This is a genomic window from Streptomyces sp. NPDC088387, assembly GCF_044753385.1.
Classification (GTDB): Bacteria; Actinomycetota; Actinomycetes; order Streptomycetales; family Streptomycetaceae; genus Streptomyces.
In genome coordinates this window covers 654810-677484 of record NZ_JBIVNC010000004.1, presented here as the reverse complement: position 1 = coordinate 677484, position 22675 = coordinate 654810, and the positions used below count along the sequence as shown (strand labels likewise).

Genomic DNA, 22675 nt, shown 5'->3' with positions numbered 1-22675 from the left:
TTACGTTCGCGGACATGTCGGAAGCGCACTCCCCGTCGACCGCGCCGCACGGCGAGACGAGGGTCACCACCCTGGAGCTGTTCTTCGACCTCGCCTTCGTCTTCAACTTCACCCAGCTGGCCCGTCTGCTCAGCCGGGACATGACCCCACGGGGCCTGCTCCAGGTCCTGCTGATCTTCTGGCTGCTGTGGTGGATGTACGGCGGCTACGCCTGGCTGACCAACCATCTGCCGCCGCACCGCAAGAGCCACCGGCTGCTGCTCCTGCTCGGCATGTGCTCGTTCCTGGTGCTGGGCCTCGCCACGCCCAACGCCTTCCACGGCGACGGTGTCGCCTTCGGCGTGGGCTATCTGCTGATCGTCGGCGTGCACGCGGCGCTGTTCGCCTTCGGCGGGCCCAGCGCTGCCCGCAACATGCTGCGGATCGCGCCGTTCCACACCGTCGCCGCCGTACTGATCATCGTGGGCGGCGCCCAGGAGGGCCCGTGGGAGTACGCCCTGTGGGGCGGGGCCGTCCTGCTGGAGGTCGTCGCGCCGATCGTCACCGGGGTCTCCGGGTTCCAGCTGCGCCCCGGGCACTTCGTGGAACGCCACGGACTGCTGATGATCATCGCGCTCGGCGACGCGTTCCTGGCGCTCGGCATCGGCACCGACGGCGGCCAGGCCGGACTGTCGGTGCTCACCACCGCCGTACTGATCTTCATCATCCCGGCCTGTCTGTGGTGGGTGTACTTCGACGAGTCCGAGAAGGCCCGCCGCGCCGAACTCGCCCTGGAGAAACAGGCCCCCCACCAGCGCTCCCGGCTCGCACTGAGCGCGTTCTTCTACGCCCACGTGCCGATGCTGCTCGGGCTGATCCTGATCGCCGCCGCGGTGAAGAAGACCATCGCGCACCCCTACGCGCCGCTGGACGCCGCGCCCGCGGTCGCCCTGGCCGGCGGTGTCGCGCTCTACCTCGCCGGCATCGCCTGGTTCCACGGACTGCTGGGGATCGGCCCCCAGCGCTTCCACCTCGCGGCCTCCGTGCTCGCCATGGGCGCCGTCGCCGTCGGGCAGTACGTCTCCGCCGTCGCCGAGGTCGTCACCCTCGGCCTGCTCATCGTCGCCGCACTGGTCAGCGAGCACCGCTGGTCACGGCAGATCGACCGGTACGCGCCACACCTGGCCGCCGGCGAACCCGCACCGACCCCGTCCACCCCCCTGCCGCCGCGTATCGGCGCACAACCGGAGGTACACCGCTCATGAGTTCCGTGGCCGACCGCCTGGACATCATCGACACCTGCACCCGTATGGCCTGGTTCATCGACACCCGCGAATGGGACTCCCTGGAGAGCGTGTTCGCCGACGAGGTCACCCTCGACTACACCAGCCTCAACGGCGGCGAGCCCGCCGTCGTCACCGGCAAGGGCCTCGTCGGCGCCTGGTCGGGGCTGCTCGGCAAGTTCGACACCACCCAGCACCTGCTCACCAACTACCTCGTCGACGTCGACGGGGACACCGCGGTCGCCACCGCCATGTTCCAGGCCACCCACCGCATGCCGAACGACCACGGCGGGCCGCTGTGGACGCTCGGCGGCAAGTACCGCTTCGACCTCGTGCGCACCGCCGCCGAGGGCTGGCAGATCAGCGCCATCGTCATGACCGCCACCTGGGCCGACGGAAACCAGCAGCTGCTGACCCGCGCCGCACAGGCGCAGAGCGCCGAAGGCTGACGCGGGCCGGCCCGTATTCCACCGCGCCCGTTCTGAGGTCAGGAAGTCAACCATCCATTCCTTGCGGCCCGTCGGGCCGTCCGCGAATGATATTTCCGGGAATTCCTGCGCGGCCATTCGGCACCTCAGTACCTGTCGAGGAGACGTCATGAGCAATCCGACCGAAGAGACCAGGAAAGTCGCCCAGCAATGGTTCGACGCACTTACCGGCGGTGATTTCGAAACCGCGTTGAACACGCTGGACGAGAACGTCGAGTGGATCAACTACACGCCGATTCCCGGCTACAACGACGACATGAAGTGGATCGGCACGGTCCAGGGCAGGGAGGCCGTCCTCGGCACCCTCCAGATCTTCACCGGTGCCGTCGACGTCAAGTTCGAGAAGCTGGTCAACCTGGTCGTCGACGGCACCCAGGCCGCCGGTGTCATCCAGGAGGTCTCCGTCGTCAAGGAGACCGGCGTGGAGTTCCAGATCGAGTTCATCCAGTGGCTCACGGTGCGGAACGGCAGGATCGTGCGCTGGAAGTCGTACACCGACCCCTCGTCGATCATCCGTGCCCTGCGTGGCGACCACACCGGCGAGGTGGCGGCCTGATGAGCACCGAACTGATCACCGCCGTACGCAACCGCAACACCGCCGCCGCCGAGCGGCTGCTGTCGGCCGGAGCGAGCCCGGACGCCCGGGAGAACGTCTCCGGACTCACCGCGCTGATGATCGCCGCCGGCCAGGCCGACGCGCCGACCGTGCGGGCGCTCATCGGCGCCGGCGCGGACGTGCTGACCGCCGAGCCGCGCGCGGGCGCCACCGCACTGCACAAGGCGTGCCAGGGCGGCAGCCTGGACGTGGTGCGCGCGCTCGTGGAGGCCGGTGCCTTCGTCGACGCGGTCGCCCCGACCACCGGGCACACCGCGCTGATGGACGCCCTCTGGTACAAGTACCCGGACATCGCCGCGTACCTGCTGGACCAGGGCACCTCGCTGAAGGTGTACACGCACTACGGCTTCTCCCTGGAGGAGCACTTCCAGTACGAGCTGAACGTCAACACGTTCGGCAAGGACAAGCTCCTTGAGGCCGAGCGGCACCTGAAGGACCGGCGGGCCGGCGACGACGCCGCGATCGCCCGTCAGGAGCTGATGGCCGCGACCGCCGAGGGCGACACCGAGCGGGTGCGCAAGCTCCTGGACGACGGCGCCGAGGTCGACGAGCGCTACCCCAACGTCGGTGGCTTCAACGACAGTCACACCCCGCTGCTCGTCGCCTCCCGCGACGGCCACGGCGAGATCGTGCGGCTGCTGCTCGCCGCGGGCGCCGACGTCAACGCCGTCGAGCCCACCTTCGGCGCGGTGCCGCTGCACAAGGCCGTCTACAACGGGCACGCCGACATCACCGCCGACCTGGTCCGCCAGGACGGCATCGACCTCGACTTCGTCGGCGCCACCAACGGCTACTCGCCGCTGCACGACTCGCTCTGGCACGGCTACGAGGAGTGCTCGCGCACCCTCGTCGAGGCCGGCGCCCGGCTCGACCACGTCGCGCACGACGGCAAGACCCCGCTGGACCTGGCCGTCGAGGTGTTCGGCGACGGCCACGCGCTCACCACGCTGATCCGCGACCGCGCGGCCCAGTAGCCCCAGCAGTCCATCAGCTTCAGCAGCCCCCCACAGTCCTCGCACCACACCCCGAACGTCCCTGATTGACGGGAGTCGTCCCATGCTCTTCTACGTCCAGATGAAGTGGAAGCACGAAGGCCGCCTCACCCTCGACGAGCTCTGGGAGCTCGAACAGGAGGAGGCCGAGCACGCCCAGGAGACCCTGGACTCCGGTTTCTGTGTGGGCATCTGGAAGGTCGCCGCGCAGAAGCGCGTCATAGCGATCATCGAGTCGCCCGACGCCGAGGAACTGGACCGCACCGCGCTGGGCCGGCTCCCGATGCGCGAGTACCTGGAGTTCGAGCAGGTCTGGCCGCTGCGCGACTACCTGGGCTTCGCCGAGGACGTCAAGCAGCGCTACAAGGTCTGACCCGGCCCACCCCAGTCTCCGAACCCCGTACACAGCAAGGGAGTTGGCGCGCGTGAGCCGGTCCAGGACCCGCACCGCACTCGTCACCGGCGGCAACCGGGGCATCGGCATCGAGATCTGCCGGCAGCTCGCCGACGCCGGGCTCCAGGTCGTCCTGGCCGCGCGTGACACCACGCGCGGCCGGGAGGCGGCCCGCCGGCTCAAGGGCGACGGCGGCCGGGTCCGGGTCGAGGAACTCGACGTCACCAGCGGGGCGAGCGTCACGGCGTGCGCGGAGCGGCTCGCCGACGCCGGCATCGAGATCGACGTACTCGTCAACAACGCGGGCGTCTATCCGACGGACTCGTTCTTCGCGCTCGACGAGGCCGGCTTCAGGGACGCGCTCGACGTGAACCTGATGGGCGCCTTCCACACCAGCCAGGCCTTTGTGCCCGCGATGGCGAAGCGCGGCTGGGGACGGGTCGTCAACGTCTCCTCCGGGCTCGGCGCCATGACCGACAACGTGCCCTCGCCGCCCGCGTACGGCGTCTCCAAGGCGGCGCTGAACGCGCTCACCCTGGTGGTCTCGGCCGCCGCCGGGCCCCGTGTGAAGGTCAACGCGGCCTGCCCCGGCTGGGTGCGCACCGACATGGGCGGCTCCTGGGCGCCGGTGAGTGTGGAGAAGGGCGCGGACACCGCGGTGTGGCTCGCCCGGCTTCCCGACGACGGCCCCACCGGGGGCTTCTTCCGCAACCGCAGGAGGATCGCATGGTGAGCCTCGCCGTACGGCGCCCCACCCGGGGCCGGCTCATGGTCTACGCGCTGGTCGCGGTGGTCGTACTGGGCTGCTCGTTCGCCCTCACCGACGGCTATGTGCGCGCCGCCGCCAAGGAGGCGGTGCGGGCCACCCCCGACACGCACGACCCGGCGGCGTTCGACTCCCTGCACCCGGCGGTGCGCGGATACGTCACCGCCGTCGACGACCGGGACGTCGAGGCGCTCGTCGCCGCGTTCGCCCCGGACGCCGTGGTCAGCGACACCGGCCGCGAGTTCCGCGGCCACGACGAGATCCGGGCCTGGGCCTCCGACGAGGTCATCGGCGGCCGGGTCACCGTACTGGACAACACCCCCGGCAGCGGCGGCGGTTCGACCGTGCTGCTGCGCTTCGACCCGGAGGGCCTGCTCGTGGGCTTCCGGGCCACCTACACGTTCGACGTGGACGACGACCGGATCCGCCGGGTGTCCATGGCATACGCCTGACACCCCCGGGCCCGGCGGCCCGTCCGCACGCCATCGAGAGAGAAGGACAGCCGTGCGACACCGCATATACGTCCCCCTGGTCCTCGTCGCCGCCGCGCTGCTGACGGCGTGCTCCGACGGCGGCTCGGACGAGACCGCCGACCGGCCCACCAGCAGCGCCACCGTGGAGGCGACCCCGGAACCCTCCGCCACCACCGAACCCAGCCCGACGGAAGAGGAAGCAGACGTGTCCGGCGACGAGAACAAGAGCGGCATCGACGCGGCGGCCCAGAAGTACGTCGACGCGGTCGCCGACGAGGACCTGGACGCGCTTGTGGACGCCTTTCACGCCGACGCCCAACTCATCGACGTCGGGCGGGAGTTCAACGGCCACGACGAGATCCGGCAGTGGGCCGACAACGAGGTGATCGGCGGCAAGCTCACCGTCCTGGAGGACACGCCGAAGAGCGACGGCACCACCCTCCTGGTGCGCTTCGCCCCCGGTGGCACCGGCGGCTTCGAGGCCAACTACGAGTTCACCTCCCGCGACGGCCGCATCACGCACCTCGACCTCCAGTACGCGTGACCCGACCGACCCGTCCGACTAGAAAGGCCCGCCCATGAGTTCCACCACGGCGACGGGGCCCGGCAGCCGCAGCAGGCTGGCACTGGCCTCCCTCGGTCTGGGTGCCTTTGTCATCGGCACCGCAGAACTCGTCATCGTCGGCGTCCTCGAACTGATCTCCGACGATCTCGGCGTCTCCCTGAGCACCGCCGGTCTGCTGGTCACCGCGTACGCCCTCGGCGTCTCCATCGGTGGCCCGATCATCACCGCCGCGACGATCCGCATGCCGCGCCGGGCCCTGCTGTGGCTGGCCCTCGGCGTGTTCATCCTCGGCAACCTGGTCGCCGTGTTCGCCGGCGCGTTCGGGCTGCTGGTGGTCGCGCGGATCCTGTGCGGTGCCATCCACGGCCTGTTCCTCGGCGCCGCCTCCGCGGTCGCCACCGGCCTTGTCGCGCCCGAACACCGCGGACAGGCCGTCGGCCTGGTCTTCGGCGGTATCTCCGTCTCCACCGTCGTCGGTGTGCCGCTGGGCACGCTGCTCGGGCAGAACCTCGGCTGGGAGGCCACGTTCGCCGGGGTCGTGGTGCTCGGCGTGATCGCGCTCGCCGCGATCATGGCGTTCGTGCCGTCCGTGGTGCACGGCTCCGGGTCCGGCTCGCTCGCCTCGCAGGCCCGGCACGCCTTCCATCCCCGGGTGCTGGCGATGCTGGCCTCCGGCGTGCTGCTGATGGGCTCGCAGTTCATCGCGTTCACGTTCCTCGCGCCCTTCCTTGAGGACGTCACCGGTGTGAGCAGTGGCGCGGTCAGCGCGTTCCTGCTGATCTTCGGTGTCTTCAGCGCGATCGGCACCATCGCCGGTGGCCGGTTCGCCGACATCAACGCGTCCGCGACCATGTTCGTCGGCAACCTCGTGCTGATCGTGGCGCTGCTCGGGCTGTACGCGTTCCGGGGCAACCCGTGGCTCGTGGGGATCGCCCTGGCCGGCTGGGGCATCGTCGGTTTCGGTGTCACGCCCTCCTTCCAGCTGCGGGTCATCTCGCTCGCCGGGGAGGGCGGGGATCTGGCGGCGACGCTGGGCGCTTCCGCGGCGAACGTGGGGGTTGCGCTGGGCGCGGTGGTCGGTGGGTGGGCGCTTGATGAATTCGGCGTCGCCGATGTGCCGTTGGTTGCGCTGGTCGCCGCGGTGATCGCCTTGCCGGCGGTGTTCGGGACGCGGTTCCTGAAGTCGCCGGTCGTTTCCGACGGGTCGGCTGCTGATGCCGGGGCGGCGGAGAAGGCTGCCGTCGTTTCTGCTGGCTGATCAGGGGCTGCGTGGCTTGTGCAGGGGGCAGTCTGCGGGCTGTTCGTGGCTGGTCGCGCAGTTCCCCGCGCCCCTTAGGGCGTTGTTCGCGCCCCCCGTCGGGCGGTCCCGCGTCCCTTCAGGGCGCCACTGTTACCCCCGTTTCAAGTTGATCTCAGGAGAGTGAACCCGTGACCCCCGTGACCGGATCCGGTAGCCGGACCGTGCGTGATGCCACGCTGGATGTGCTGAAGCAGTTGGGGCTGACCACCGTGTTCAGCAACCCCAGCCACAGCGAGATGAAACTGTTCGAGAACTGGCTCGAGGGCGACTTCAAGTTCGTCATGGGCCTCCAGGAGGCGGCCGTCGTCGGGATGGCCGACGGGTACGCCCAGGCCACCGGCGAGCCCTCGCTGGTGATCATCAACGGCGGTCCGGGTCTCGCCAACGCCATGGGCGGCGTCTACACCGCCGCCTCCGCGAAGACCCCGATGGTCATCCTCGGCGGCCAGCAGGCCCGCAAGATGCTGCTCGGTGAGCCCTTCCTGTTCGCGAAGGACTCCACGCAGCTGCCGAAGCCGTACATCAAGTGGGCCGGTGAGCCCGCGCGTCCCCAGGACGTGCCGGCGATGATCGCGCAGGCCTACCAGATCGCCAAGCAGACCCCGCAGGGACCGGTGTTCGTCGCCGTGCCCGAGGACGACTGGGTACGCCCCGCCGACCCCGAGCCGCTGCGGATCGCGCAGGTCAACAAGGCCGTCGTACCCGACCCGGCGGCCCTTGAGCAGATCGCCGCCGCGCTGAACGGGGCCGAGCGGCCCGGTCTGATCGCCGGTGGCCCGGTGGACGCGCAGGGTGCGCGCGGTGATCTGATCGCGCTCGCCGAGAAGCTGAACGCGCGGGTGTGGGGCGCCCCGGTGTGGAACCGGGGGGCGTTCCCCGAGGACCACCCGCTGTTCGCCGGTGTGCTGCCGCCCATCCCCGAGCTGATCAACGAGCGGCTCTCGGCGCAGCACGACGTGGTCGTGGTCCTTGGCGGACCGGCGTTCACGCTGTTCACCGCGTGGGACCTGTTCTCCACCGCGCCCGCCGACCTCGACAAGTCGCCGCGGCCCGCGCTGACGGCGGATGTCGACTTCCTGCACGTCACCGACGACCCGCAGGCCGCCGCCGCGACCCTCGCCAACCGCAGCTTCGTCGCGCCGCCCGGCGCGGTGGTCAAGGCGCTGGTGCCGCTGGTCGAGCAGCGCGAGCGGGTCGAACTCGCCGCGGTGCGCGAGCCGGTGCCGGTCCCGGAGGCGTCGACGCCGCTGAGCCAGGCGTACCTGTTCCACCTGCTGGCCAAGGAACTCCCGGACGACGCCGTGCTGTTCGAGGAGCTGCCGATCGCCCGCGCGGACTTCCACGAGCAGATCCCGCTCGGCGCGGACAACGGCTACTTCGCGACCGCGAGCGGCGCGCTCGGCTTCCCGTTCGCGGGTGCCGTCGGCTACGCGCTCGCCCGTCCCGACCGCCGCGCGGTGGTCGTCGTCGGCGAGGGCTCCGCGCAGTACACCATCCACGCCCTGTGGACGGCGGCCCGGCACAACCTGCCGGTCACCTTCGTGATCCCGGACAACTCCGGCTACCTGTCGCTGAAGTACTACCTCCAGGACCAGAAGTCCTGGGAGGCCGGATACGACCTCAGCGGCGTCGACATGGCCCAGATCGCCCGCGGCTTCGGTGTGCGCGGCGAGCGGGTGGAGACCCCCGAGGGGCTCCAGGAGGCGCTGCGCGACGCGCTGACCGCCGAGGGGCCCGTGCTGCTCGACGTGATGGTGGCCGACCCGGGCCTGTTCCGCCTCTGAGGTTCCGCGGGCCCGCAGGGGCCCCCAACACCCCTCGTACGTCAGGAGGATCCATGACCACCACCGCGCAGCCGGGCGGCAGTGCCCCGGCCGTGAACCACCCCGAGGGTGCCGTCGTGCACTACCCGGCGGGCACCGGGCCGAGCTACTGGTTCGGCGACGCCATCTACACGTTCAAGGCGACCGCCGAGAACACCGGTGGCAACCTGACCCTCGCCGAGGCGACCGTGCCGCCCGGCGGCGGGCCGCCCCCGCACATCCACCCGCACGCCGACGAGGCCTTCTGGATCCTCGGCGGGCAGCTGGAGTTCCTCAACGGAGAGAAGACGTTCGTCGCCGGAACGGGTGACTTCGTGTTCGTGCCGCGCGGCACCCGGCACCGGTTCCGCAACGTGGGTCTTCAGACGGCGCACATGCTGTTCATGTTCACCCCCGCCTACCTGGAGAAGTTCTTCATGGAGATAGGCGAGGAGGCACGGGCCGGCGAGGCTCCGCCGGCGCTGACCCCGCAGCAGAAGCAGATGATCGTGGAGCTCGCTCCGAAGCACGGTCTGACGCTCGCTCCGTAGGAACACCGAGCAGGCACCGAGGAACACGGAAAGAGGCTGGAGAAGCGTGGAACACAGGACCATGCGCGCCGCCGTCATCGACGGACACGGGCCCGCCGACACCCTGCGGGTGGACCGGCTGCCGGTGCCCGAACCAGGCCCCGGCGAGGTGCTGGTACGGGTCGGCGCGGCCGGGATCAACGCGATCGACTGGGCCACCCGGGCCGGGCAGGGCGTCGGCGTGCCGTCGTTCCCCGCCGTACTGGGCTGGGACATCGCCGGCACGGTCGCCGCGGCCGGTCCCGGCGCCGGGCGGTTCGCGGTCGGTGACCCGGTCTACGGCATGCCACGCTTCCCGGCCCTGGCCGGCGCGTACGCCGAGTACGCGGTCGCGCCGGAGCACGAACTCGCCCCGATTCCGGCCGGGTTGGAGCCGGTCGCGGCCGCCGCGCTGCCGATGGTGGTGCTCACCGCCTGGCAGACCCTGTTCGGCATCGGCGGGCTGAGCGCCGGGCAGCGGGTGCTGGTGCCCGGTGCGGCCGGCGGGGTCGGGCACATCGTGGTGCAGCTCGCGGCGGACGCCGGCGCCGAGGTGATCGGTACGGCGTCCGCCCGCAACCGGGACTTCGTGCTGTCCCTGGGCGCCAAGGAGGTCATCGCCCACGACATGGTCCGCGACGTCAAGGACGTGGACCTGGCCGTGGACCCGATGGGCGGCGCCGAGTTCTTCCGGCTCCTGGACGTGGTCCGGCCCGGCGGCATCGTCGTCACCCTCAAGGGCGAGGGCCCGGACCACCGCCGGGTCGCCGAGCAGCACAAGGCGCGCGCCGGCTTCACCTACGTACAACCGGACGCGGCCGTCCTCGAACGGGCCGCCCCGCTGCTGGCCTCCGGGCGGCTGCGGCCGGCCGTCGAGCGGGTCTTCCCGCTCGAAGAGGCGGCACAGGCCCACGCACTCGGCGAACAGGGCCATGTGCGGGGCAGGCTGGTCCTTGACCTGTCCTGAACGGACGGGCGAGAACATGAGGGAGACACGATGATCCTGGTGTCGGGAGCGACCGGAAACGTCGGTGGCGAACTGGTCGCCGAACTCGCCCGGACGGGACGGCCGGTACGCGCGCTCGTCCGGCGGGAACCGGCCGCCGGCACACTGCCGGAGGGCGCCGAGGCGGCCGTCGGCGACCTCAACGACCCCGCGTCGCTGCGGGGTGCCGTCCTGGACGGTGTACGCGGGGCGTTTCTGCTGCCCGGGTACGCCGACATGCCCGGTGTGCTCGCCGAGCTGCGGGCGGCCGGGGTGGAGCACGTGGTGCTGCTGTCCAGCATCGCCGCGCCGGACGGGGACCTGGAGAACGCCATCTCCCGGTTCATGATCCACTCGGAGGCGGCGGTACGGGAGTCCGGCGTGCCGTGGACGATCCTGCGGCCGAGCGGGTTCATGTCCAACACCTTCCAGTGGAAGGGCCAGTTGGCGGCGGGCGACGTCGTCGAGGACGCGTTCGGTGACGTGGCCGTCGCCAACGTGGACCCGTACGACATCGGCGCGGCGGCGGCGCGGGTGCTGCTCGACAAGGAGCACACCGGGCAGGCGTACGCGCTCAGCGGGCCGGCCGCGCTGCTGCCCGCCGACCGGATCCGGATCCTCGGCGAGGCCCTCGGCCGGCCGCTGGCCTTCGTCGGCCTCAGCCACGAGGAGGCCCGCCGGCGGATGGAGGGGACCATGCCGCAGGAGTACGTCGACGCCTTCTTCCGCTACTACGCGGAGGGCACCCTCGACGACTCCGTGGTGCGGCCCGGGGTGCGGCAGCTGCTCGGCCGCGAGCCGCGCACGTTCGAGCAGTGGGCGAAGGCGCACGTCTCGGACTTCACGAACTGAACGACTGCTGGGGTCACTCGACCCAGAGATTCCTCCTGACCCAGAGAAGGGCAGAACGTCATGAGCACTGTCGAGACGGTCCGTTTCAAGCTGATACCCGAGATCGACACCGACACGTTCGAGCGGCTCGACGAGAAGGTCGAGAGCGACTACATGGCCCGGCGGCCGGGCTTCGTCTCGCGTGAGGTCACGCGCAGCGAGGACGGCGAGTACCTGGTCATCGTTCACTGGGCCACTCCCGAGGAGGCCGACGCCACCATGCAGGGCTTCTTCGGGGCGGCCGAGACGCAGGACTTCCTGGCCGCGATCGACAAGTCCACGGTGGTGTCCGGCCGGTACGCGGCGGTCCGGTAGTCCATCGGCTCGTTCCCCCCACGGGAGCCCGCCGTGCCTCGCAGGCACGGCGGGCTCTTTCGCGTTCACGGACGTCGCTCAGATACCGCTCAGCTTGGCCACGCTGAAGGGCAGCGTCACGGGGGTCAGCCCGAACTGCGACCGGATGACGTGGATGGAGCCGGCCCGGCGCACCAGGGTCGTCGGGTGCAGCAGGCTCTTGTCGACGACGTGGTCCTCGATCGTCGCCGTCATACCGTTGTCGGAGAGGACGAGGCGGCTGACGCTGTCGGTGCCGAAGTGGGCCATCCAGAGCTTGTCCTTCTCCAGCAGCAGCCCGTCGGCGGAGATCAGGGAGGGCGCGTCACCGACGACCTTGACCTGGTGGGCCTTGCCGGTCTTGGTGTCGAGGCGGAAGAGGTCGCCGCTGGACATGTCGACGGTGATCAGGAAGCTGCCGGTCTCGTTGGACTCGATGCCGTTGAGCGCGATCGTGCCCTCGGGGTACGGGTCGACCAGGCCGGTGAGGTCGTACGCCGTGGTCAGCGTACGGCTGGGAAAGCCATGGGTGATGGCGTCGTCCAGCTGTATCTTGCTGACCCGGTACACCTTCTGCCGGGTGGAGTCGGTGATGTAGACGCTGCCGTTCGGGGTGAAGTCGAGGTCGTTGAGGACGGACTTGCCGGGCGTCGGCGTCACGAACCGGGCGAGCCGGGACTTGGTGGCAGTGTCGTACACGGTGACGCCGTCGCTGTCGGTCACCCAGATCCGGCCCTGCGGGTCGACGTCGGTGCCCATCGCGGCGGTCCGCCCGTCGGTGCCGCCCGGCAGCCAGAGCTGCGCCTGGGTGGCGCCGGCCGCCGCCTTGAACACCGCGCCGGTCTGGAAGGACGTGATGTACGTGTCGCCGTTGCGCGCGTCGACGGCGATGCCCTCGGGATAGGCGTCGTCACCGGGCAGCGCGATGGCGTCCTGGACGGTGACGCCCTGGACGGCGGCGGTGGCGGACGGGCCGCCGGAGAGCGCGGTGAGCAGCCCGGCTGCGGCGAGCCCGAGGGCGGCGAGGCGCCGATGCATACGGATGGAACTCATGGAGGGTTTCCTCTCGGCACGGGTGCGCGCACGCACCTACGACGTGGCCGAATGTGTTCGGCCAGCTGGGCGAGAGGACCGTATGGCTGGAATCCCTCCGTCCGATCACCCCAAATCCCCTGCCGGGCAGGTGAGTTGTGACGATTCGGTGTGTGAGCTGCACGAATCCAGCCGGTAACCGGCCGAGACTGTTCGGTCGAAAGCACGGACTTCCGCATGTGGCTGGCCGGATTCCGCATGGTGGGGCGGGGGCTGTTCCAGGTCCGCGGCGGGTTGCCGACGCCAGTCCCACTCCGGGTGGTGGTCCATCAACCGGAGGAACTCGCTCGCGGGCAGGATGTCGAAGTGGTTGATGTCCAGGAGCCCGTCGAAGCCGTCACCGACGGCCGGCCCACCCCATCACCCCCGACGAGACGGTAGCCGGACAGCCGGCGGTGCGCGGCGAGAAAACGGCCCCGGAGTGCTTTCGCACTTCGGGGCCGTCGGGGCAGGGGCGGGTCCCTGCGGGAGCTACTGGGCCGGGCGGAGCCAGATGGCTGCCAGGGGTGGGAGTGTCACTGTTGCGCTGGCCGGGAGGCCCTGCAACGGGGTGTCCGTGGCGTGGATGGGGGACGGGTTGAGGGTGCCTGTGCCGCCGTAGGGTCGCGCGTCCGTGTTGAGGACCTCTTCCCAGGGGCCCGGTTCCGGGAGGGCCAGGGGGTAGCCGTGGCGGGGGGTGGGCTGGAAGTTGTAGACGCAGACCAGGAGTTCGTCGTTCTCGCCGCGGCGGACGAACGAGTAGACGTTGTCCTGGGCCGCGTCCGCGTCGATCCAGGAGAAGCCGTCGGGGTCGCTGTCCTGGCCCCACAGGGCCGGGTCGGACTGGTAGGTGCGGTTGAGGTCGCGGACCAGGTCGCGGATGCCCGCGTGCGGGGCGTGGGAGAGGAGGGGCCAGTCCGGGCCCCGGTCGTGGGACCACTCCGTGTCCTGGGCGAACTCCTGGCCCATGAAGAGGAGTTGCTTGCCGGGGAAGGCCCACATGAAGGCCAGGTACGCGCGGAGGTTGGCGAACTGCTGCCAGCGGTCTCCCGGCATCTTCGCCAGCAGCGAGCCCTTGCCGTGGACCACCTCGTCGTGGGAGATCGGCAGGAGGTAGTTCTCGGCGTACGCGTAGACCATCGCGAACGTCATCGCGTGGTGGTGGTACTGGCGGTGGATCGGGTCCTTCGCCATGTACGACAGCGTGTCGTGCATCCAGCCCATGTTCCACTTCAGGCAGAAGCCCAGCCCACCGTGGTCCGTCATCCGGGTCACGCCGTCCCACGCCGTGGACTCCTCGGCGATCGTCACCGCACCGGGGCAGCGACGCGGCACCGTCGCGTTGAACTCCTGGAGGAACTCCACCGCCTCCAGATGCTCCCGCCCGCCGTACGCGTTCGGCGCCCACTGGCCCTCCTCGCGCGAGTAGTCGAGGTAGAGCATCGAGGCCACGGCGTCCACCCGGATCCCGTCGACGTGGAACTCCTCGCACCAGTACAGCGCGCTCGCCACCAGGAAGTTGCGGACCTCGTCGCGGCCGTAGTCGAAGACGTACGTACCCCAGTCGGGATGTTCACCACGCCGCGGGTCCGGGTGCTCGTACAGCGGGGTGCCGTCGAAGCGGGCCAGCGCCCAGTCGTCGCGCGGGAAGTGGGCCGGCACCCAGTCGACGATCACACCGATGCCCGCCCGGTGCAGCGCGTCGATCAGGTGGCGGAAGTCGTCCGGGGATCCCATCCGGGCCATCGGCGCGTAGTACGACGTCACCTGGTAGCCCCACGAGCCGCCGAAGGGATGCTCGGCGATCGGCAGGAACTCCACATGGGTGAAGCCCAACGCCTTGGCGTACGCCGGGAGTTCGTTCGCGAGTTCGCGGAAGCCCAGTCCGGGGCGCCAGGACGGCAGGTGGAGTTCGTAGATGCTCATCGGGGAGCGGTGGGCGGAGAAGTAGGCGCGGTTCTCCATCCAGGCCGCGTCCTGCCACACGTGCTGCGGCTCGAAGACGATCGACGCCGTGCCGGGGGCGGCCTCCGCGCGGGTGGCCAGGGGGTCGGCCTTCTGGATCCAGCGGCCGTCGGGCGTGAGGATCTCGTACTTGTAGTGGCAGCCGTCGCCGACACCGGGCACGAAGAGTTCCCAGACGCCGCTGATACCGAGGGAGCGCATCGGGTGGGCGCGCCCGTCCCAGTAGTTGAAGTCGCCGATCAGGCGTACGGCCCTGGCGTTCGGCGCCCAGACCGCGAACGCCGTGCCGGCCACCCTGCCCCAACCCGACGGGTGGGCACGGACGTTGGCGCCGAGCACCCGCCACAGCTCCTCGTGCCGGCCCTCGCGGATCAGATGCAGGTCGAGGTCGCCGGGGACCGGCAGGAAACGGTACGGGTCGTCGTAGACGTGCACGTCGTCGCCGTAGCGGACCGATACGCGGTAGTCGGGGACCTCGGGGCCGGGCAGCAGGCCCGTGAAGACGCCCTCGTCCTCGTGGGTCAGCTCAAGGAGCGGGACGCCGTCGGGGGTGGTGAGGACGACGGCGTCGGCCAGCGGGCGGAAGACGCGGAAGGTGACGCCGTTCTCGCCGGGGTGCGGGCCGAGCAGGGCGTGCGGGTCGCTGACCTCGCCGGTGACGAGCCGCTTGAGGTCGGTGGCGGGCAGGGCCGGGGCAAGGGGGGCGGTGGTCACGGCTGCGGGTTCCCGTCGGTGAGAATGTGGGCCACTTGGACGTGCGGATCGAGCCGTACGTAGTTGTCGCGGCCCCAGTGGAACGTCTGGCCGGACAGGGCGTCGTACACCTCCACGGAGTCGGAGCGGTCCAGGCCGAGCGCGGGCAGGTCGAGGGAGACGGTCGCCTCGCGGACGCTGTGCGGGTCGAGGCTGAGCACCACCAGCACCCAGTCGGTGTCGTCGCGCTTGGAGAAGCAGACGACGGCGTCGTTGTCGGTGCGGTGGAAGCGCAGGTTGCGCAGCTGCTGGAGGCAGGGGTGGGCGCGGCGCAGCTCGTTGAGGGTGCGGACGAGGGGGGCGAGCGAGTCGCCCGCCGCCTCCGCGGCCTCCCAGTCCCGCGGGCGGTACTGGTACTTCTCCGAGTCCAGGTACTCCTCGCTGCCGGGCCCCGCCGGCACGTTCTCGTACAGCTCGTACCCCGCGTACATGCCCCACGACGGGCCGGCCGTCGCCGCGAGCACCGCCCGGACGGCGAACGCGGGCCGGCCGCCGTACTGGAGGTAGGCGTGCAGGATGTCCGGCGTGTTCACGAAGAGGTTCGGACGCAGATACGCCGCCGACTCCTCGTCGCCCAGCCCGGCCAGCTCCGACAGGTACGACTCCACCTCCTCCTTGGAGTTGCGCCAGGTGAAGTACGTGTACGACTGGTGGAAGCCGACCCGGGCGAGCGCGTGCAGCATCGCCGGGCGGGTGAACGCCTCGGCGAGGAACAGCACGTCGGGGTCGGTGGCGTGCACCGCGGCGATCAGCCGCTCCCAGAAGCCGACCGGCTTGGTGTGCGGGTTGTCGACCCGGAAGATCCGCACGCCGTGGGCCATCCAGTGCCGCAGCACCCGCAGGCACTCGTCGTGCAGGCCGTCGGGGTCGGTGTCGAAGTCGATCGGGAAGATGTCCTGGTACTTCTTCGGCGGGTTCTCCGCGTAGGCGATCGTGCCGTCGGAGCGGTGCCTGAACCACTCCGGGTGCTCGGTCACCCAGGGGTGGTCCGGGGAGCACTGGAGCGCGAAGTCGAGGGCGACCTCCAGGCCCAGCTCGGTGGCGCGGGCCACGAAGTGGTCGAAGTCGTCGAGCGTGCCGAGGCTCGGGTGGATCGCGTCGTGCCCGCCGGCGGGGGAGCCGATCGCCCACGGCGAACCGGGGTCGTAGGGGCCCGCGTTGAGGGTGTTGCCGGCGCCCTTGCGGTGCGAGGTGCCGATCGGGTGCACCGGTGGCAGGTATACGACGTCGAAGGCCATGTCGGCGACGGCCTCCAGGCGTTTCGCGGCCGTGCGCAGGGTGCCGGGGTGGGGTGGTTCGAGGATGCCGTCGGCGCCGGGGGCGGTGGGGACGGTGGCGCCCTCGGAGCGGGGGAAGAGCTCGTACCAGGCGCCGTACAGGGCGCGCTTGCGGTCGACCCGGAGCGGCAACTCCTGCGAGTGGGTGACGAGTTCGCGCAGCGGGCGGGCGTTGAGGAGGGCCGTGACGATGGGGTCGGCGGCCGCGGCGAGGCGTTCCTCGGGGATCAGGGTGGTGTCGCGGAGCGTGCGGGCCGCGGTGACCAGGCGGGTGCCCTCGCGGGGGGCGAAGGCCTCGGCGGCGCGCTCCAGGAGGGTGGCGCCGTCGGTGAGGACGAGTTCCACGTCGATGCCGGCGGGGATCTTGACGTCGGCGGTGTGGCGCCAGGTGGCGAGGGGGTCGGACCAGGCCTCGACGCGGTAGGTCCAGTCGCCCTCGTGGTCGGCGGCGACGGTGGCGGTGTAGCGGTCCGTGCCGGGGGCTTGCAGCCGCATGGGGGTCCACTCGGCTTCTGTGCCGTCGGGGGCGACGAGCACGACGTTCGCCCCTACGGCGTCGTGGCCCTCCCGGAAGACGGTGGCCGAGACGTCGAACTGCTCGCCGGGGACGGCTCGGGCGGGGCGGGTGCCGTCCTGTACGCGGGGGCGTACGTCGGTGATGGGTATGCGCCCCACGGTCGGCGCGAACCGCCTGGCGGCGGGGTGGTGCGGCATCGGGTGCCTCCTCTGGGGTGCGGTGGGATGTACGGAGCCCGGCGTCGGGGTGCGGGTCGGGGGGCGTTGCGCAACCCGGCGCGACGGGGGTGCCGCCGCGCCCACCCGTGCCGCCCCAGCGGCACGACTGCCCGCGGCTACGGCGAGTGGGTGGGCGGGGTGTTGCGCAACCCGGCGCGACGGGGTGCCGCCGCGCCCACCCGTGCCGCCCCAGCGGCACGACTGCCCGCGGCTACGCGGAAGGGGGCGCGGCGAAGCCGCGCACTAAGGGGCGCGGGGAACTGCGCGACCAGCCCCCACCGGGCCGCGGACGAATTTCGGCTCACCGGCGGAGCCCCGTCGTGCCGTTGCTCACTGATGTGATGATGCGGCGGAACCCCGCTACCAGGGGGTGGTGGGGATACGCCGTGCAGAAGAGGCGTTCTCCGGCGAGGGAGGCCATTTCCGGGGCGTAGGGCAGGACCGCCGACACCTGGGTGTCGTACGCCCGTTCCACCTCGTCGTGGAGGGCCCCACGGACCAGCCCGTCCGGCGCCATGTTGACCGCCACGGTCAGCGGCAGCCCGCCGAGCCGTTCCGCCAGGGACACCGTCTCGCGGGCCCCGGCGAGGTCGAGCCGGTCCGCGCGGGTCACCACGACCAGCGCGTCCGAGCTGGCCATCGCCGTCACGGTCTCGTTGTTGAACCCGGCATGCGTGTCGAGCAGCAGATAGTCCAGCGCGAGCGCGTCGATCAGCCGGTCGAACCCCTCCCGCAGCAGCCCCACGTCGTACCCCCGCCCCAGGATCTCCGCGGCGGCCGCCGACCGGCTGCGGGCCGGGATCAGGAAGAACCCGTCGTGCCCCCAGTCGCCGTCCGCCCGGTACACCGCGTCCTCGATCTCGCAGCGGCCGATCAGATAGTCGGTGAGTGAGCGGCGCCGCGTCTCGGCCACCGCTCCGCCGAAGATCACGTCGAGGGCCGGCGTGTGGATGTCGGTGTCCACCAGGGCCACCCGGTGGCCGGACGCGGCCAGCAGCAGCGCCAGGTTGGCCGCCGTGCTCGACTTGCCGGTGCCCCCTCGATAGGAGTGCACCGTGATGATCTGCGACATGGTCTCCACCCCGTGGTGTTCGGATCGGTCCGCCGGGCGCGGCGGGCTGGTCGTCGATCAGTCGTCCGGGACCGTGGCCGGCGGCCGCCAGTGGACGGCCATCATGGTGATGTCGTCGGACTGTTCGGCCGAGCCGACGAACTCGCTGAGCGCGCCGTCCATGTGGTCGAGGAGCTCCTCGCCGCGCACGGCGGCCTCGGCGAGGCGGCGCACCATCTCGTCCTCGCCGAAGAAGTCGCCGTTGGCCGCGCGGGCCTCGGTGACGCCGTCGGTGTAGATGAAGAGGGTGTCGCCGGGGGAGATCCGGGCGTAGCCGAGGGAGAACTCGACGTCCGGGATGACTCCGACGGCCGGGCCGGTCGGCGCCAGCAGAACCGGTTCTGCACCGCTTGCGCTCACCAGGACGGGCGGGTTGTGACCGCCGTTGATGTAGACGAGATTGCCGGTGACCGGGTCGAGGACACCGAAGAACAGCGTGGCGAAGTAGCCCTGCCGGATGTGGTTGCGGGTCAGGTAGTTGTTGGTGCCGGCCACCGCGTTCAGCAGCGGCGTCGCCCCCACCACCGGGATGGCCCGGCTGTGTTCGGACCAGCCCGCGTCCTCGCCCATCAGCTCGGCCGCGATCAGGCTCTGAAGGCCGCTCTGCTCGGCGGTGTGCCGCAGCAGGGAGCGGATCAGCGCCATGAACAGCGCCGCCCCGACCCCCTTGTCGCACACGTCGGCCACCACCAGCGCCAGGCGCCGGCGGTTGACGATCTCGAACACGTCGTAGAAGTCGCCCGCGACCGTGCGGGCCGGCCGGAAGCGGACATGGATCTCCCAGTCGTCGGGACTGGGCAGCGCGTCCGGCAGGAAACCCAGCTGGATCTCCCGGCCGATCTCCAGCTCCCGCTCGTAACTGAGGAGTTCGGCGTGTGCGGCGACGTCCTCGATGGTCCGGCTGAACTCGGCGCGCTCCTGGCAGCCCCGCAGCCGCGCCCGCACCAGATGGGTGTGGAACGGCGGCACCAGATAGTCGGCGCCCGCGTGCACATGGCTGTCGAGGAGATGCAGATCGTGTTCCGCGAACGCCACCACCGACGGCTGGAATCCCTCGTCGACGAGTCTGCGGGCCACCGCGCGCACGGTGTGCGGGGTCAGTTCGGCGTGCGCGAGCACCACACTCACCTCGGGCAGCCGCCCCGGCGAGGTGTTGAGCACCTCGCCGGGGCTGCGCATGAGGACTTCCGCGCCCACGCGCTTCAGCGCCCGGTGCAGGTCGGGCGGCAGACAGCGCCGCTCGCCCAGCACCAGGACCTTCGTCTGAGCCATGTCAGCCTCGTCTATTCCGTCGCGGGCTTGTCGCCCGGGTCCCGGGGTCCGGGGGGCCCGCCGCCCGCGGGGCGGCGCTGCATTTCGAGCGTGCTCACATTGCGGCCGGCGACCAGTTCGTACCGGAAGGCGTCCACCGACGTGCAGGCGAGGAAGACGCCCAGACCGCCGACCTGACGCTCGGACAGCGGCGCGTCCAGTGCGGGGGCGCGCATGCCCTGCCGCGGGTCGAACGGGGGCGCGTCGTCATGGAAGCGCACCCAGACCCGCTGGCTCTCCACCGCGCCCTCGACGACGATCTCGCCGGGGGCGCCCCGGTAGCCGTGCATCACGATGTTGGTGGCCAGCTCGTCCGCGGCCAGCCGCAGCCGGTACAGGCCGCTGGAGGACAGCCCGCCGCGCCGGCCCAGGTCGAGCACGAACTGCGCGACCTGGTCCAGCGCTTCGAGTACCGCGGGGATCCTGATTCTGGCCGGGCCGCTCACCGCGGACTCCGCGGTGAACCGGACGGCCCCGTTCGGCGGCCCGCCGCGGGCGACCCCGGCTGAGGTCCCGGCGGCGGCCGACCGGTAGTCGAACGCCATCCGTCTGCCCGCCCCCTCACACGTCGACGAGGTCGATGCTGTGGTCGAAGCCGGCCAGGCGGATGGTCCGGGCCACCGGCTCCGGCGCCCCGACCACCGCGATCCGCACGTCGTCGCCCATCTTCTGGCGGGCGAAGACCAGCGAGCGCAGTCCGGCGCTGGACAGGTAGGACAGCTTCTCGGCGCGGATCACCAGCTCGACCGCGCCCGCCGCGGCGGCCTCGTCGATGGTGTCGTGGAACTGGCCGGCCGTGGCCGCGTCCAGCTCCCCGATGGTCTCGATGGTGGCGACCCGTTCGTTGACCCTGAGCTTCACTTCGAAAGACACGGTGGACTCCTTGCGTGGCGCGGGGTTGGGATGGTTCAGCGGCCGACGAGTACGACCACGGAGTGCGGTCCCAGGTCGTAGCGGCCGGGATCCTGAAGCGGCGGCTCGGCGCCGAGTCGCTGCGCGCTGTGCGCCGAGGTGTCCGCGAACAGGTGCCAGGACTGGCCCTCGGGCAGCCGGGGCAGCTCCAGTTCGTGCTGCTCCCAGTGCGCGTTGACGGCGACGTACACATGGTCGTCGGGCATGCTGCCGCCCTTGGCGTGCCGGCCGCAGCGCATCAGACCGAGCACCCGGCAGTGGCTGGACCAGTCGGGCGCCCAGGCGCGCACCCCGTGCCAGCTGATGTCGGGGTAGCCGCTGCCGACCCGGTCGGCGCCGGTCGGGTGGACCGAGCTGCGCAGCACCGGATGGGCGTGCCGGAACGCGATCAACGACCTGGTGAAGTCGAGCAGTTCGGCGTTGCTGCCGACCTGGCCCCAGTCGAACCAGGACAGTTCGTTGTCCTGGCAGTACGTGTTGTTGTTGCCGAGCTGGGTGCGCCCGACCTCGTCGCCGGCCACGAACATGGGGACGCCCTGGCTGGTGAGCAGGATCGCCATCAGGTTCTTCATCTGCCGCATCCGCAGCTCGCGGACGTGCGGGGAGGTGCTCGGCCCCTCCTCGCCGCAGTTCCAGCTGTTGTTGTCGTTGGCGCCGTCGCCGTTGCCCTCGCCGTTGGCCTCGTTGTGCTTGTCGTTATACGAGACCAGGTCGTTCAGGGTGAAGCCGTCGTGGGCGGTGATGAAGTTGACGGACGCCGAGGAGGTACGGCCCTGGTAGAGGTCCGGCGAGCCGGCCATCCGGGTCGCGAGCTCGCCGACGAGACCCGGCTCGCCCTTGACGAAGCGCCGTACGGTGTCGCGGTACTTGCCGTTCCACTCCGACCAGCGGCCGTAGTTGGGGAAGTTGCCGACCTGGTAGAGGCCGGCCGCGTCCCACGCCTCGGCGATCAGCTTGGTGTGGCGCAGGACCGGGTCGGCGGCGAGCTGCTCCAGGAGCGGCGGGTTGGGCAGCGGGGTGCCGTCCGGGGCCCGGTCCAGGATCGACGCGAGGTCGAAGCGGAAGCCGTCGATGTGGTACTCGGCGACCCAGTACCGCAGGCAGGACAGCACGAAGTCGCGCACCACGGGGTGGTTGCAGTTGACCGTGTTGCCGGTGCCGCTGAAGTTGTAGTACTCGCCGCGCGGCGTGAGCATGTAGTACGTGGCGTTGTCGAGGCCGCGGAACGAGATGGTCGGACCCATCTCGTTGCCCTCCGCGGTGTGGTTGAACACCACGTCGAGGACGACCTCGATGCCCGCCCGGTGCAGCTCCTTCACCAGCGACTTGAACTCGTCCGCCTGCATGCCGAAGCGTCCCGTGGCCGCGTAACCGGCCTTGGGCGCGAAGAAGGAGACGGTGTTGTAGCCCCAGTAGTTGTGCAGCCGCTCCCCGGTGACCGGGTCGGTGCGCGGGTTGTCCAGCTCGTCGAACTCGAAGATCGGCAGCAACTCGACGCAGTTCACGCCCAGTTCGCGCAGATACGGGATCTTCTCGCGCAGGCCCGCGTAGGTGCCCGGCGCGGACACCCCGGAGGAGGGGTGCCGGGTGAAGCCGCGCACATGGGTCTCGTAGACCACCAGGTCCTCGGTGGGGATACCGAGCGGGGTGTCGTCGCCCCAGTCGAAGTCGTCCTCCAGGACCCGCGCCCGGTACTGGTACGGATCGCTCCAGTCGGGCTCGGCGCCCCACACGTCACGGCCCGCGATCAGCCGGGCGTACGGGTCGCTGAGCACCCTGGTGCGGTCGAACCGGTCGCCGGCCGCCGGGTCGAAGGGGCCGTCGGCACGGAAGCCGTACTCCAGGTTCTCGGCGTCCAGGCCGAACACCGTCATGGCGTACACGCTGCCGATGCGGAACTCGGGCGGGAACTCCAGCTCCACCAGCGGCTCCCGGGCGCCGTTCTCGAAGAGCACCAGGCTCATCGAGGTGGCGCGGTCGGAGTACACGGAGAAGGTGATCCCGCCCGGCACCGGGTGCGCGCCGTACGGGAAGGGATGTCCCGCGCGCACCCGGTAACCGGAGATCCGGCGCGTCGGAAAACCGTCGACGCGCTCTCGCATGT

Annotated in this window: 22 protein-coding genes; 14 read left to right on the top strand and 8 right to left on the bottom strand. The window is 70.9% G+C overall.

What is annotated here, in order from left to right; translation table 11 throughout:
- Positions 1-14: 14 nt before the first annotated feature.
- From ACIQAC_RS14620 to ACIQAC_RS14555, 14 genes are all read left to right on the top strand, one after another.
- Positions 15-1244, top strand: coding sequence for a low temperature requirement protein A (locus ACIQAC_RS14620; RefSeq protein WP_402190541.1), 1230 nt, complete (start codon positions 15-17; stop codon positions 1242-1244).
- Entirely contained in the window at positions 1241-1711 is a 471-nt protein-coding gene (locus ACIQAC_RS14615) for a nuclear transport factor 2 family protein (RefSeq protein WP_402190538.1), read from the top strand. Before ACIQAC_RS14620 ends, ACIQAC_RS14615 begins: the two co-directional genes overlap by 4 nt.
- Before the next feature lie 148 nt (positions 1712-1859).
- Positions 1860-2306 (top strand): nuclear transport factor 2 family protein, encoded by a 447-nt coding sequence (locus ACIQAC_RS14610; protein WP_402190535.1) that lies wholly within the window; start codon positions 1860-1862, stop codon positions 2304-2306.
- Positions 2306-3340, top strand: coding sequence for an ankyrin repeat domain-containing protein (locus tag ACIQAC_RS14605; RefSeq protein ID WP_402190532.1), 1035 nt, complete (start codon positions 2306-2308; stop codon positions 3338-3340). The genes ACIQAC_RS14610 and ACIQAC_RS14605 overlap by 1 nt, the downstream gene beginning before the upstream one ends.
- Before the next feature lie 82 nt (positions 3341-3422).
- On the top strand, positions 3423-3731 hold the full coding sequence (locus ACIQAC_RS14600; protein ID WP_402190530.1) for a muconolactone Delta-isomerase family protein: 309 nt from the start codon (positions 3423-3425) through the stop codon (positions 3729-3731).
- 52 nt (positions 3732-3783) lie between these two features.
- On the top strand, positions 3784-4485 hold the full coding sequence (locus tag ACIQAC_RS14595) for an SDR family NAD(P)-dependent oxidoreductase (protein ID WP_402190527.1): 702 nt from the start codon (positions 3784-3786) through the stop codon (positions 4483-4485).
- Positions 4479-4970 (top strand): nuclear transport factor 2 family protein, encoded by a 492-nt coding sequence (locus ACIQAC_RS14590; protein ID WP_402190524.1) that lies wholly within the window; start codon positions 4479-4481, stop codon positions 4968-4970. Before ACIQAC_RS14595 ends, ACIQAC_RS14590 begins: the two co-directional genes overlap by 7 nt.
- Before the next feature lie 52 nt (positions 4971-5022).
- Positions 5023-5535 (top strand): nuclear transport factor 2 family protein, encoded by a 513-nt coding sequence (locus ACIQAC_RS14585; RefSeq protein ID WP_402190521.1) that lies wholly within the window; start codon positions 5023-5025, stop codon positions 5533-5535.
- 34 nt (positions 5536-5569) lie between these two features.
- A complete protein-coding gene (locus ACIQAC_RS14580; RefSeq protein ID WP_402190518.1) occupies positions 5570-6814 on the top strand; it encodes an MFS transporter in 1245 nt (414 codons plus the stop codon).
- 203 nt (positions 6815-7017) lie between these two features.
- Positions 7018-8640, top strand: a complete 1623-nt coding sequence (gene mdlC, locus ACIQAC_RS14575) for a benzoylformate decarboxylase (RefSeq protein ID WP_402190516.1) — start codon at positions 7018-7020, stop codon at positions 8638-8640.
- Between the two features lie 53 nt (positions 8641-8693).
- Positions 8694-9209, top strand: a complete 516-nt coding sequence (locus ACIQAC_RS14570; RefSeq protein ID WP_402190513.1) for a cupin domain-containing protein — start codon at positions 8694-8696, stop codon at positions 9207-9209.
- 46 nt (positions 9210-9255) lie between these two features.
- Positions 9256-10194 (top strand): NADP-dependent oxidoreductase, encoded by a 939-nt coding sequence (locus ACIQAC_RS14565; RefSeq protein WP_402190510.1) that lies wholly within the window; start codon positions 9256-9258, stop codon positions 10192-10194.
- A 30-nt stretch (positions 10195-10224) separates the two neighbouring features.
- Positions 10225-11064: an NAD(P)H-binding protein gene (locus ACIQAC_RS14560; RefSeq protein WP_402190507.1), complete on the top strand. Its 840-nt coding sequence runs from the start codon at positions 10225-10227 to the stop codon at positions 11062-11064.
- Positions 11065-11124: 60 nt separating this feature from the next.
- On the top strand, positions 11125-11418 hold the full coding sequence (locus ACIQAC_RS14555; protein WP_402190504.1) for an antibiotic biosynthesis monooxygenase family protein: 294 nt from the start codon (positions 11125-11127) through the stop codon (positions 11416-11418).
- Between the two features lie 78 nt (positions 11419-11496).
- Here ACIQAC_RS14555 and ACIQAC_RS14550 read toward each other — a convergent pair whose 3' ends face one another.
- The 8 genes from ACIQAC_RS14550 to glgX form a co-directional block, all read right to left on the bottom strand.
- Complete coding sequence (locus tag ACIQAC_RS14550; RefSeq protein ID WP_402190501.1) at positions 11497-12489, bottom strand: SMP-30/gluconolactonase/LRE family protein; 993 nt, start codon at positions 12487-12489, stop codon at positions 11497-11499.
- A gap of 510 nt (positions 12490-12999) precedes the next feature.
- Positions 13000-15264 (bottom strand): 1,4-alpha-glucan branching protein GlgB, encoded by a 2265-nt coding sequence (gene glgB, locus ACIQAC_RS14545; protein ID WP_402190757.1) that lies wholly within the window; start codon positions 15262-15264, stop codon positions 13000-13002.
- A complete protein-coding gene (locus ACIQAC_RS14540) occupies positions 15183-17216 on the bottom strand; it encodes an alpha-1,4-glucan--maltose-1-phosphate maltosyltransferase (protein ID WP_402190498.1) in 2034 nt (677 codons plus the stop codon). Before ACIQAC_RS14540 ends, glgB begins: the two co-directional genes overlap by 82 nt.
- 322 nt (positions 17217-17538) lie before the next feature.
- Positions 17539-18309 (bottom strand): P-loop NTPase, encoded by a 771-nt coding sequence (locus tag ACIQAC_RS14535; protein ID WP_402190495.1) that lies wholly within the window; start codon positions 18307-18309, stop codon positions 17539-17541.
- 57 nt (positions 18310-18366) lie between these two features.
- Complete coding sequence (locus ACIQAC_RS14530) at positions 18367-19620, bottom strand: PP2C family protein-serine/threonine phosphatase (RefSeq protein WP_402190492.1); 1254 nt, start codon at positions 19618-19620, stop codon at positions 18367-18369.
- Positions 19621-19631: 11 nt separating this feature from the next.
- Positions 19632-20204 carry an ATP-binding protein gene (locus ACIQAC_RS14525; RefSeq protein WP_402190490.1) on the bottom strand — a complete coding sequence of 191 codons (573 nt, stop codon included), beginning with the start codon at positions 20202-20204 and terminating at the stop codon, positions 19632-19634.
- A gap of 16 nt (positions 20205-20220) precedes the next feature.
- On the bottom strand, positions 20221-20532 hold the full coding sequence (locus ACIQAC_RS14520) for an anti-sigma factor antagonist (protein WP_402190487.1): 312 nt from the start codon (positions 20530-20532) through the stop codon (positions 20221-20223).
- 35 nt (positions 20533-20567) lie between these two features.
- A complete protein-coding gene (glgX, locus tag ACIQAC_RS14515) occupies positions 20568-22673 on the bottom strand; it encodes a glycogen debranching protein GlgX (protein ID WP_402190485.1) in 2106 nt (701 codons plus the stop codon).
- Positions 22674-22675: the final 2 nt, after the last annotated feature.